This window comes from Antribacter gilvus (assembly GCF_003946865.1).
GTDB classification, from domain to species: domain Bacteria; phylum Actinomycetota; class Actinomycetes; order Actinomycetales; family Cellulomonadaceae; genus Antribacter; species Antribacter gilvus.
Genome location: NZ_QXTH01000017.1, coordinates 65281 through 77362, shown reverse-complemented (window position 1 = coordinate 77362; position 12082 = coordinate 65281). Strand labels below are relative to the sequence as shown.

At 70.9% G+C, this 12082-nt stretch carries 9 protein-coding genes; 2 read left to right on the top strand and 7 right to left on the bottom strand.

What is annotated here, in order from left to right; translation table 11 throughout:
- Positions 1-247: 247 nt before the first annotated feature.
- On the bottom strand, positions 248-700 hold the full coding sequence (locus D1350_RS22010) for a VOC family protein (protein ID WP_240644285.1): 453 nt from the start codon (positions 698-700) through the stop codon (positions 248-250).
- 87 nt (positions 701-787) lie between these two features.
- Between D1350_RS22010 and D1350_RS22005 the strand changes: the two genes are divergently transcribed.
- The gene (locus tag D1350_RS22005; RefSeq protein ID WP_125778195.1) at positions 788-1564 is read left to right on the top strand and encodes a TetR/AcrR family transcriptional regulator; all 777 of its coding nucleotides are present in this window, start codon (positions 788-790) and stop codon (positions 1562-1564) included.
- Between the two features lie 19 nt (positions 1565-1583).
- Here the strand turns inward: D1350_RS22005 and D1350_RS22000 are convergent, their stop codons facing one another.
- The 4 genes from D1350_RS22000 to D1350_RS21985 all read right to left on the bottom strand — a co-directional run bounded on the left by D1350_RS22000 (position 1584) and on the right by D1350_RS21985 (position 6694).
- Positions 1584-2603: a hypothetical protein gene (locus tag D1350_RS22000; RefSeq protein ID WP_206074645.1), complete on the bottom strand. Its 1020-nt coding sequence runs from the start codon at positions 2601-2603 to the stop codon at positions 1584-1586.
- Between the two features lie 81 nt (positions 2604-2684).
- Positions 2685-4532 (bottom strand): DNA helicase RecQ, encoded by a 1848-nt coding sequence (recQ, locus tag D1350_RS21995; RefSeq protein ID WP_125778193.1) that lies wholly within the window; start codon positions 4530-4532, stop codon positions 2685-2687.
- Between the two features lie 26 nt (positions 4533-4558).
- Positions 4559-6118, bottom strand: a complete 1560-nt coding sequence (locus D1350_RS21990; RefSeq protein WP_240644284.1) for an SDR family NAD(P)-dependent oxidoreductase — start codon at positions 6116-6118, stop codon at positions 4559-4561.
- Positions 6119-6124: 6 nt separating this feature from the next.
- The gene (locus D1350_RS21985; RefSeq protein ID WP_125778191.1) at positions 6125-6694 is read right to left on the bottom strand and encodes a dihydrofolate reductase family protein; all 570 of its coding nucleotides are present in this window, start codon (positions 6692-6694) and stop codon (positions 6125-6127) included.
- A 136-nt stretch (positions 6695-6830) separates the two neighbouring features.
- Here D1350_RS21985 and hrpB point away from each other — a divergent pair, with 136 nt between their 5' ends.
- A complete protein-coding gene (gene hrpB / locus D1350_RS21980) occupies positions 6831-9353 on the top strand; it encodes an ATP-dependent helicase HrpB (RefSeq protein WP_125778190.1) in 2523 nt (840 codons plus the stop codon).
- Positions 9354-9395: 42 nt separating this feature from the next.
- Here the strand turns inward: hrpB and D1350_RS21975 are convergent, their stop codons facing one another.
- Both D1350_RS21975 and D1350_RS21970 read right to left on the bottom strand, forming a co-directional pair.
- A complete protein-coding gene (locus tag D1350_RS21975) occupies positions 9396-9911 on the bottom strand; it encodes a hypothetical protein (protein WP_125778189.1) in 516 nt (171 codons plus the stop codon).
- An 82-nt stretch (positions 9912-9993) separates the two neighbouring features.
- A complete protein-coding gene (locus D1350_RS21970) occupies positions 9994-12063 on the bottom strand; it encodes a CotH kinase family protein (protein WP_125778188.1) in 2070 nt (689 codons plus the stop codon).
- Between the last annotated feature and the right edge of the window lie 19 nt (positions 12064-12082).

Genomic DNA, 12082 nt, shown 5'->3' with positions numbered 1-12082 from the left:
CCACCCGATACACCAAACGAGCCGCCTACTACCGGTCCGAACTCACGATCGCAGCCATCATCCTCTGGCTCCGCGATTCACAGGACACGCCCTAGTCCGCGGGCGGCCCCCGTGATGAACCATGTGCGAGTCATTCAGTTCCTCTCGATTTGCGACGAGACGGAGCGTCTCGCCACGTGGAAGCTAGCGGCTGTAGCGACCTGACTGGGGCTCGCGAGCCGGATCAATCAGTTCAGCTGTCGTGCGCCTACGGGGCGTACTGCGGGTCGGTCGGCTCGACCCACTGCACGAGCTGGTAGATCACTCCGTTGGGGTCGGCCATCTGGAAGTAGCGCTCACCCCAGGGCTCGGTCTCGATCGGAGTGATGATCTCGACGCCCTCGACCTGCAGCCGCTCGTACTGCGTGTCGATGTCGTCGACGGTGAAGACGACGAGCAACCCGTTGGCGGCCCCTGCGGCGGAGGCCGGCTTGAACGTCGCCAGGCCGGCGCGGAGATAGATGAGGTTCGTCCCCGACTCCTCGTGGTGGAGCGAGCTGAACCCGTCGGCGGCCATGGCGACCGTGAAACCGAGGTGCTCCTGCACCCATCCGGCCGAGGCCTCGACGTCCGGGACGTTGAGTGAGACGGCAAAGCTGCTGAAGTTCATGGGGGCTCCTGTCGGGCGGTGGGCGGTGGTCGGGGTGGTGCTCTGAGTCATCGATCTCCTCGACGTCGTCCTGCTGACCAGTACATTGTACATTGTACGGTGTACTGCGTACAACAAAGCCGTGCCAGAATCATTCCCATGGCCACCGCTACCCCTCCCACCACGGGCGCCGGAGAACCCAGCCGCACGCTTGCGTTGCTCTGGGGTGACCCGTCGGCCACCCCACGTCGCAAGGGCCCGGGCCGCTCGGTCACTGTCGAGCAGGTCGTCGACGCCGCGCTGGCCCTCGCCGACGAGCACGGCCTGGCAGCCGTGACCATGCGCGCCGTCGCCGAGGCCGTTGGCGTCTCGGCGATGTCGGTCTACACCTACGTCCCGGGCAAGGCCGAGCTGCTCGACCTCATGGTCGACACCCTCTACCTGCGCATGCCGCGACCCGCCTGGCGCGCGTCCGAGTGGCGCACGCGGCTCACGAGGGTCGCGGAGGCCAACCGGGAGCTGCTCACCAGCCATCCATGGATGACGGAGGTCGCTGCCCTCAGCCGCCCACCGCTGGGTCCGGGTGTCCTGGGCAAGTACGAGCACGAGCTCGCCGCCTTCGACGGCACCGGCCTGACCGACCTGGACACTGACGCCGCCCTGACCTACCTGCTCGGCTTCGTGCAGTCACACGTCCGATCCGCGCACGACGCCGCGCGTGCCACCACCGACACGGCCATGAGCGATGCGCAGTGGTGGGAGGCCAACCAACCCGTCCTCGCGCAGGCCTTCGACCCGCAGACCTACCCTCGCAGTGTGCGCATCGGGCGGGCCGCCGGGGAGGCCCAGGGCAGCGCCTGGAATGCCGACTCCGCGTGGGACTTCGGCCTGGACCGCACCCTCGACGGCCTCGCGGCCCTCATCGACCGCCTCTGAGGACGCCGAGACCGGACAGCTACCGGCGACGCCACCAGCGACGTTTCCGAGGCTTCTCCGTCGCCTCCCGTTCCGCCAGGCAAGCTGTGGCCAGGGCGCGGTCGTCGTTGTCGCAGCCCGGCGTGATCAGCATGAGCTCGGCGAGCGACTCGAGGATTGTCACTACCCGGCCGTCGGCCGCTGCCACGGCGGCTTCGAGCCGCGCGCGTACGAGGTCGTGTACCTCGACCCGCACTCCTGGCTCGCGGAACGCGGTCGTGACCAGGGCGAACAGCGCGGCGTCGGCGACCCAGTCCTCGACGCCGAAGGCGAGGTCGACGAGCACCTGACGCCGGGTCGATGTCGCCCAAGGCTCCTCGGGCGCGTGATGGAGGAGGCCGAGGCAGACCCACGCCTGCGCAAGCCGGTGCCAATAGGTGGGAGTGCTACCGGCCAGATGCTCCCAGCGGGTGGTCGCCGGGGGATCGGTGACGTGACCCAGGAGGCCGAGCAGGTCTGCGAGCGGGCGCTCGCCCAGGGGCGCGGCTTGCAGGTAGCCCGACAGCAACGAGGGCCAGGCCTCGCCGCCGACCTCGTGCAGGACCCGCACTGCCTCGTCCGAAGGGGTGGGAACCACCGGAACGGGCACCTCGCCGTCCCAACGCCAGACCGCATACGTGCCAGGTCGCAGCTGCGCACGAATGTCCGGAGGAGGGAACGCCCCGATGCCCACCTTGACCGGCCCGGCCACCTTCCAGAACGCTGCCAGCGCGCTCGGGGGCTCGCCCGCGGAGAGTCCGAGGTCACTGATCGTCAGGTCTTCGCCCTTTGCCCGGCGGCCGCCGATCTCGTTGCCGACGCTGCTGATCGCCTCGCTCGGCATCGGGACCCAGTTGAGCCAAGCACGCTTCGACCCCGCCGCCGCGAACAGCAGGTCGACGATCACGCACGGGTGCGGGTCATCGGGCAGCGCAACCAGCTCCGCGACATCTCCCGTCTGCCGGAACGCGAGTGCGTGCTGGGCTGCCTCGCGGTGCTTGAACGAGGGGTCTGCGAGCATCCTGCGAATGTCGGCGTCGACGTTGTCCGAGAACATGGTGGTGGAGCATAGCGACCACCACGTCGTGCTCTTCACCGAGAGTCAGCCCGGGGTGTGGAGCGCGGCCAGGATCCCGTCGCCGTACCGGTCCAGCTTTGCCTGCCCGACGCCGCTGATCCCGCTCAGCGTGTCCAGGTCCGCCGGCCGCTGGCTGGCCACGGCGCGCAGCGTGGCGTCGTGGAACACCACGTAGGCGGGCACGCCCTGCTCCTTGGCGGCCGACGCACGCCAGGCGCGGAGCCGCTCGAAGACGTCCTGCTCCGCGTCCGACAGCCGGGCCACCTCTGGGCGGGCGCCGCTGGAGCGCGCGGGCTTGCGTGCGCTGCCCTGGGGTCGCGGGTCGCGCCGAAGCTGCACCTCGCGGCGTCGGCCCAGGACGTCCGCGCTGGCACCCGTGAGCAGCAGGGTGCCGTGGTTCGAGTCCACCTCCAGCAGTCCCAGGGCCAGGAGCTGGCGCGCCACAGATCGCCACTCACCGTCGGACAGGTCCTCACCCACCCCGAACACGGTGAGGCTGTCGTGCCCCCACTGGGCGATCTTGGGTGTGGACCTGCCGCGCAGGATGTCCACCACGTGCCCGACGCCGAAACGCTGGTTGCGCTCGCGGTCCAACCGGAACACGGCGGACAGGAGCTTCTGGGCGGCGACGGTGCCCTCCCAGGTCTCGGGCGGGTTCTGGCAGGTGTCGCAGGTGCCGCAGCTGCCCGGATGGTCCTGGTCGAAGTAGCGCAGGAGCTGGGCGCGGCGGCACTCGACGGTCTCGCACAGCGCCAGCATCGCGTCGAGGTGGGACGAGAGCCTGCGGCGGTGGGTGAGGTCGCCGTCGGACTCGGCGATCATCTTGCGCTGCTGGACGACGTCGGCCAGCCCGTAGGCGAGCCACGCGGTGGACGGCAGGCCGTCCCGCCCGGCGCGGCCGGTCTCCTGGTAGTAGCCCTCGACCGACTTGGGCAGGTCGAGGTGGGCGACGAACCGGACGTCGGGCTTGTCGATACCCATGCCGAACGCGATGGTCGCCACCATGATCACGCCGTCCTCGCGCAGGAAGGTCGACTGGTTGGCCGCGCGCACCTCTGCGGGCAGGCCCGCGTGGTACGGCAGGGCGCGGAGGCCCTGGTCGGTCAGCTGCTGGGCGGTCCTCTCCACCGACGCGCGGGAGAGGCAGTAGACGATGCCGGCGTCGCCGGGGTGCTCCGTGCGCAACAGGTCCAGCAGCTGCTTGCCCGGGTTGTCCTTGGGGACGACCCGGTAGGTGATGTTGGGCCGGTCGGAGCTGGCGACGAAGTGCCGGGCCTCGGTCAGCCCGAGGCGGACGGCGATCTCCTCGCGGGTGTGCTGGGTCGCGGTGGCGGTCAGCGCGATGCGCGGGACGCCAGGCCAGCGCTCGGCCAGCTCGCTCAGCCGCAGGTAGTCGGGGCGGAAGTCGTGGCCCCACTGGGACACGCAGTGCGCTTCATCGATGGCGAACAGGGCGATGGTGCCTTGGTCGAGCAGCCGTGCGGTGGACTCGACGCCGAGCCGTTCCGGGGCGAGGTACAGCAGGTCGAGCTCGCCGGAGCGGTAGGCCTGCTCCACCGCGCGGCGCTGACCCGGGTCCTGCGTGGAGTTGAGGAACCCGGCCCGGACGCCGAGCGCGTCCAGTGCGTCCACCTGGTCCTGCATGAGGGCGATCAGCGGCGAGATCACCACGCCGGTGCCGCGACGGACGAGCGCGGGTATCTGGTAGCACAGCGACTTGCCGCCGCCGGTCGGCATGAGGACGAGGGCATCGCCGCCGTCGGCCACCGTCTCGATGATCTCCTGCTGGTCGCCGCGGAAGGCGTCATAGCCGAAGACGTCACGCAGCACGCCGAGTGCCGGCGCGACCGGGGCGGCGTCCGGGAGGGTCATGGCGGCCAGTGTGCCAGTTTCGAGCTCTACCAGGGCGACGGCTCGTAGTCCTTGAGGAAGCAGCCGAACAGGTCGGTCCCGGCCTCGCCCTGGACGATCGGGTCATAGACGCGGGCGGCGCCGTCGACCAGGTCGAGAGGCGCATGCCAGCCCTCGGCGGCGATCCGCAGCTTCTCCTGGTGCGGGCGCTCGTCCGTGATCCACCCGGTGTCCACCGCGGTCATCAGGATCCGGTCTTTCTCGTACATCTCCGCCGCGGAGGTCCGGGTCAGCATGTTGAGGGCGGCCTTGGCCATGTTGGTGTGCGGGTGTCCCGCGGACTTGTAACGGCGGGAGAACTGCCCCTCCATCGCCGAGACGTTGACCACGTACCCGCGTCGCGCCTCGGACGTCGCGGCCCGCATCGCGGGCCGCAGCCGGGAGATGAGCAGGAACGGCGCGATCGCGTTGCAGAGCTGGACCTCCAGGAGCTCCAGAGGGTCGACCTCGTCCACGACCTGGGTCCAGGAGTTGGTCGTCTGCAGGTCGGGGAGAAGCCCGCCGGCATCGACGGCCGTGCCGGCCAGGTGGGCATCCAGGGAGGCCGAGCCCGCCCGGAGCGCCAGCGCCGTCAGGGACGCCGCGGTGTGCATCGCGACGGCGTCGTCCGGCGACTGCCCCTCGCGGTGGGCGACCGACAAGGCGGTCAGCGCCCCCGCGATCGCCGCGGGGTGCGCCTCCGAGACGTGATCGAACGTGACCATCTCCGGCGGTTCCAGCCCGTAGGGAAGCGGGGCGACCGGCGACGACTCGCCCGCGACGAGCTGCGAGTAGGCCCCCGGGGAGCGGCGGACCGTCTGGCAGGCGTTGTTGACCAGGATGTCGAGCGGGCCCGCCGCGGCGACGTCGTCGGCCAGGGCGATCACCTGGGTGGGATCACGCAGGTCGATGCCGACGATCTTGAGCCGGTGCAGCCAGTCGGCGGCGTCGGGCATCGCCGAGAAGCGGCGCACCGCGTCCTTCGGGAAGCGGGTGGTGATGGTGAGGTGAGCGCCGTCGCGCAGCAGACGCAACGCGATGTACATGCCGATCTTCGCCCGGCCCCCGGTGAGCAGGGCGCGGCGGCCGGTCAGGTCCGTACGCTGGTCGCGCCGCGTGTGGCTCTTCGCGGCGCAGTCCGGGCACAGCCAGTGGTAGAACGAGTCGACCAGCGTGTAGTCCGTCTTGCAGATGTAGCAGCCGCGGGCGGTGCGGAGCTCCCCGGCGAACGACCCCGGCGCGTTCGAGACCAGCGGGATGCCGGCGGTCTCGTCGTCGATCCGCGCCGCCGAACCGGTCGCCGTCTGCTCGATGACGCTCCGGTCGTGCGCCTGACGCTCCTCGCGGATCGCGGCCTTACGGGACTTCTTGAGCAGCTTCCACATGTATCCGGTCGCCCGTTTGACCGTCTGGACGTCGGGATGGTTGGGGTCGAGGTCCTGGAGCCGGCCCAGCACCCGAAGGGTGGTGGCAAGCTCGTCCGGGTCGATCCCCGCGTTCGATGGCACTGCCGTAGGGTATCCCGCCGCCTGGGTCGGGGACCGGGTCGGCCTCTCGGGCCGACGCATCTCACATCAAGCCGGTACCTGCGTGGGCCGGTACCGCAGGGCGACAGCCCCCGACCGGAACTCGTGGCGGTCCACGAGCTCGAGCTGGATGCGCTCGCGCAGACCGGCGAGCAGCGTCGGCCCGTGCCCGGCGAGGACCGGCTGCACGACGAACTCGTACTCGTCGATCAGTCCCAGGTCTGCCAAGGCCAGGGGGAGCGTCACGCCGCCCACCGCCAGGCCCTCGCCCGGCTCCTGCTTGAGCCGCTGCACCGCTTGCCCCAGGTCTCCTTGCACCAGCTCGGCACTCCAGTCGACCTCGGTCAGCGTGCTCGACACGACGTACTTCTGGGCCCGGTCGATGGCCTCGGCGAACGGGACGTCCCACTCGTCCATCCAGTCGGGCCAGGTACCCGTGGGCGGCCGCCGCCACGCAGACTCCATCATCTCGTAGGTCACGCGGCCGTAGAGCAGGGCGTCGGCTCGTTCGATCCGGTCGGTCCAGTAGCGCATCGACTCCTCGTCCGGTGGGAGCCCGGCCTCGTGATGGCAGCAGCCGTCGAGCGTGACGTTGATCGAGTAGCGAAGTGGTCTCATCTCGTTGCTCTCCCCTTGAGGCGTGCCGTTCGGCTTCGTCGGACCGTAGGTAGACCACTGTCTGCGCCATTACTCATCGGCGCGACGCCCGCTAAGGTCGCGAGGTGACTCACGGCGAACCCGGATACTGGTGAGCGTGCTGCTGCCTGGACCCTCGGTGCCCGGGGCGGACCTGCCTGTCCGGGCGGTCCTGCCTGCCACGGTCGACGCGGTGCGGTCGCGCGGTACGGCGGTGCTGGTTGCCCCGCCGGGATCGGGCAAGACCTCGCTGTTGCCGCTCGCGCTGGGCGACGCGCTCGGGGGCACGATCATCGTCGCCGAGCCGCGAAGGATGGCGACCCGCGCGGCTGCGACTCGGCTGGCGATGCTGGTCGGCGAACCGCTCGGACAGCGGATCGGTTACGCGATGCGCGGTGAACGCCGTGGCGGCAGAGGGCTCCGCGTCGAGGTAGTGACGACAGGGCTCCTCGTACGGCGTCTGCAGCAGAACCCGGAGCTGCCGGGAGTCGCCGCGATCGTGATCGACGAGTGCCACGAGCGGCACCTCGACGCCGACCTGCTGCTCGCGCTCTGCGTCGACGTCCGGGCGAATCTTCGGGAAGACCTCGCGATCGTCGCGACCTCGGCCACGGCGGACACGATCACTCTGAGCCGCGCCCTGGGCACGGACGTCCCGGCGCCCGTGATCACCGCGTCTGCTGCGCTGTTCGACGTGGCGGTCGAGTGGGCGCCACCACCGGTCGCCGCGCCGCTGCTTCCCGGTGGGCGGGTCGACCCCCGGCTGCTGGACCACGTCGCGGCCGTCGTCCGGCGTGCCCTGACCGAGAACGACGGCGACATCCTCGTGTTCGTACCGGGGGAGGGCGAGATCAACGGCGTGGCTCGCCGGCTGGCCGGTGAGAACGTGCTGCCGTTGTTCGGTCGCCAGTCACGGGCGGAACAGGACCGCGCGCTGGCACCGGCCGCCACGCGCCGGATCGTGGTCACGACGTCGGTCGCGGAGAGCTCGCTGACGGTGCCTGGGGTCAGGGTCGTGGTCGACATGGGTCTTGCCCGGGAGCCCCGGACCGATCAGTCGCGTGGCCTCGGTGCGTTGGTCACCTGTCGGGTCTCGAGATCGTCGGCCGACCAGCGAGCTGGTCGCGCCGGCCGGGAGGCGCCCGGCCGGGTCTATCGGTGCTGGTCCGCCACTGATCACGGGCGGCTCGACGCTCATGCGGCGCCCGAGATCGCGATCGCCGACCTGGCGGCCTTCGCGCTCGACCTCGCGGCGTGGGGTGCGCCGGCTGGTGAGGGTCTGACCTTGCTCGACGCGCCGCCGGCGGCGGCGATGACCGCGGCCACCGAGCTGTTGCACCGCGTCGGTGCTGTTGACGATGCCGGCCGGATCACCGAGCGGGGCCGGAGGATGGCGGCGATCGGGGTGCATCCTCGCTTGGCTCGTGCGTTGCTGGACGGGACGCCGCGGGTCGGCGCCGACCGGGCGCTCGAGGTCGTCGCGATGCTCTCGGACGACTCCGGCCGCGACGTCGGCGATGACCTGCCGGCCCGCTGGCGGGCCCTTCGCCGTGGCGACGACCGAGGAGCCACAGCCCGCTGGCAAGAAGAAGCGAAGCGCCTCGGCCGAGGCCGTACGACCGGCGACCTGCTGGATGGGCCGGCTGGTCCGGGACCCCGCGTACCGGATGACCTCGCGGCCGGAATCGTGGTGGGTCTGGCGTACCCGGATCGGATCGCGCGGGCCCGGGGAACCGGCTCGGCGACGTATCAGATGTCCGGTGGCACGGGTGCTGCGCTGGACCCGCAGTCGCCGTTGCGGAACACGACCTGGCTGGCGATCGCGGTCGCCGACCGGGCGCCCGGTCGCGCCGACGCCAGGATCCGTTCCGCGGCGCCGATCGACGAGCAGACCGCGCGAGACGTCGCAGGCGACCTCGTCTCGACCACCGACCAGATCCGCTGGGACGACGGCCGGATCGTGACGCGGCGCGTCGAGGCGCTCGGTGCGATCGTGCTCAACGACGTCCCGCTGGCAAAGCCCGACCGGCTGCTCGTCCAGGCGGCCGTCCAGGACGGTATCCGGCGCAGCGGTCTGTCCGTGCTGCGCTGGTCGGACGCCGCACTCGCCGTGCGGGAGCGGCTCGCGTTCTGCCACGCGCACCTCGGCGCGCCGTGGCCTGCGGTCGACGACGCCGCACTGCTGGCCGACCTTGACGAATGGCTGGGTACCGAGCTCGCCACGGTGCGAGGCTCGGGCGATCTTGCCCGCATCGACGTGGCCTCGGCGCTCCGGCGACTGCTGCCGTGGCCCGCGGCAGGCCGGTTCGGCGAGCTCGCACCGGAACGGCTGAAGGTCCCGTCGGGCTCCGAGGTTCGGCTCGCGTACGACGGCGCGGAGCCGCCGGTCCTCGCTGTGAAGCTGCAGGAGGTCTTCGGCTGGACGACCACTCCAGTCGTAGCGGACGGTCGTGTCCCTGTCGTTCTGCACCTGTTGTCACCCGCACAGCGCCCGGTCGCGATCACGAGCGATCTCGCGTCCTTCTGGAAGCAGGGCTATCCCCAGGTCCGAGCCGACCTGCGGGCCCGCTACCCCCGCCATCCCTGGCCGGAAGACCCGCTCACCGCCGTCCCGACCAGACGGGTCACGCCGCGCCAGTGAATCGAGGTGCCCCGGTCGGCAGGTAGCGCTCTGCCGAGCCGTTCACAGGTAGTCGAACGGATCCGGTGCAGGAGCCTTCGGGTCGAAGCCGTGCTCGACGAGGTCCGACTCGAGGACCGTCTGGCTCTCGTGGAGGCTGAACCGGCGCCAGGTCACCTCGACGAGCAGGTCGAGCATGGCCTGACGCGCCTGTGCGACAGGTGCGGCGATCCGGTCGCCGTGGGCTGCTGCCATCGCGGCGATCGGTGCTGTGGCCTCGAGGTAGTTCGCGAACGGTGAGCGGAGGTCCAGCAGCGCCCGTTCGCACGACCTGCTGAGGAATGCCAGGTGCTGGGGAGCAGAGGTGACCGGCTCTCCGCACCACTCGGGTGTGGTCTCGTACTCGGGCGTCCCTGGTGCCCACGTCTGCGGCGGGTTGTCCTCGTCGATGCCGAATGCCGCGGCGATCGCAGAGGCCCGGGCCTTGTGGTGTGCGGCCAGGTCGTGGTCCAGCGTCCCGAAGGAGAGCGCCTCCAGGCGCGCTTCGACCAGGTCCCGGATCGTGAGGGTTGTCGCCATGACGGCATCTTGTCAGGTGCCCGGGCTGGTCGGAGAGGCTCCGCAGACACCTGTCCGCGGAGCCTCTCCGTCGGTCGTCGCGTCAGGCGGCCGCGCAGGTCACGGTGGGCGTCCCTTCGCCGTTGCCGATGAACCCGAACGTGGTGCGGCCCCCGGCCGCGAGCGAGCCGTTCCAGGACACGTTGCGGGCCGTGACCGTCGAGCTGGAGATCGTGACCGTGGCGTTCCACGCCTGCTGCACGGTGATGCCGGACGGGAACGTCAGGGTGACCGTCCAGCCTCGTAGCGCGGCGGACCCGGCGGCCACCGTCACGTCACCCTGGAAGCCGCCCGGCCACCGAGACGTCGTCGTGAACGTCGCTGCGCACGCGGCGCCCGGGTTTGCCGTCGGCGTCGGCGTCGCCGTCGCCGTCGCCGTCGGGGTCGGGGTCGGCGAAGGCGAGACGCTCGGGCCCGGGCCCGGCGTGACCGAAGGCGTCGGCGTCGGCGGCGGCGTGGTGGGCCCGCCCCAGGCGTGCGTGGTGTCGAGCCACTGTGCCCGCCGCAGCATCCAGCTCCGCATCACGTCCACCTGCCCGGTCCAGGTCGCCGCCGTGGGCGTGGTGAAGTAGCCGATCGTCGGCGTCGTGAGGTTCGGCCAGCGCGCGAAGTTCCGCGCTGCGGCGTTGGGGAGCGGTGCGGTCAGGGCGGAGACGCGCTGCTGCAGGGCGGAGTCCGACAACGGGCCTCGCCGCAGCTCCTGCCACCGCACCTTGACGCGGTTCTGGAACGCCGGGTCCCTCACGAGGACCGTGTACCAGTCGAAGGCGATCGGCTGCCGCGTCTGCTGGTACTGCCAGCCCTGCACCTGGTTGTTGCCGAAGTAGCCGCCGACGCTGAACGTGAGGTCGAAGTCCCACAGCGGCCCCGCGGTGAGCTTGCCGCCCCGGTCCTTGTAGAAGTACTGGCTGCGGTAGTAGGCGTCCATGTTCCTCGAGAGCTCGTTGACGATCATCATGTCGACGAACGAGTCCACGTCGATCATCGACGCGTACCCGGTGACGGGGTCCGCGTAGCCGGGGCTGTGCAACAGGTCGTTGAGGCGCTGCACATAGCCCTGGATGTACTGCTGCTGCGCGGGCACGAGGTCGTCGGGGTCGTGCACCTCCAGGTCGGTCCAGCAGGTGGCGGTCGCCCCGGTGCAGCGCAGGAGCGGTTCCTCGGCGGCCATCCACTCGAACTTGATGATGTAGCCGCCCTCGACGTCCGGCGGGTTGACGTCCTCGGGGTCGAGCTTCTTGAGGTCGAGGCGGTTCTTCTGGTTCTTGATCGTCTCGACGAGCAGGTAGACACCGCGGTAGTCGTTCGCCGCGACGGGCTGGGCGTCGTCGTTCACGTACAGCTCGACGAGCCGGTAGCGCGGGGGGTCCAGGCCCATCTCGCGTCCCAGGTCGTAGACCAGCGCCTCCCGGACGAGGGCCTTGTCGGGGAACGGCCCGCGCAGCACCCAGTCGGACTCGGCCGGCATGCCGGCCAGGGGCAGGTCGAGGTCGTCACCCGTGTTGTCCCACAGCTCCAGCCGGTACGGCTTCTTGTCGAACGTCCGGCTCGACTGGCCGCGCAGGCGGTACCCGGCGCGGGTCGCGAGGGTCGGGGTGGCGGTGAGCGACGTCGTGCCGCCCGCGGGCTGGAACTCCATCGCGGCGACGGGATGGTCCGTGTCGCCGACGGCGCCACGGCCGAACGAGTCCAGCAGCAGGACGGGCAGATCGTGCGTGGTGGTCACCCCCGTCGCGACGTACTGCGCGGAACCGGGCTTGCCGCTCGGGCTGCCGCCGACGAACGCCTGGGCGCGCACCTCGGTGCTGCGCGTGAGGTCGAGCGGCGACGAGTACAGGGGCGAAGACGCACTGGGCACGCTGCCGTCGGTCGTGTAACGCACCTGGGCGCCCGCCACGGTGGTACCGAGGGTGATGCGGAGCGACCCGGTGAAGGTGCGGGACGGCACCGAGAACGTGATGTCGCCGGCGAGCCCAGGGTCGACGGCGGCTGTGGTCGCCACCGTGCGGACGGGTGCGCCGGTCGCGGGGGTGGAGGCCACGAGCGGCGACAGGAGCAGCGCGAGGGCCGTGAGGATCACCGGGATGGAGGCTCGGGGGAGCGGACGGGGCATGGGCGGTTCTCCTTTGAGA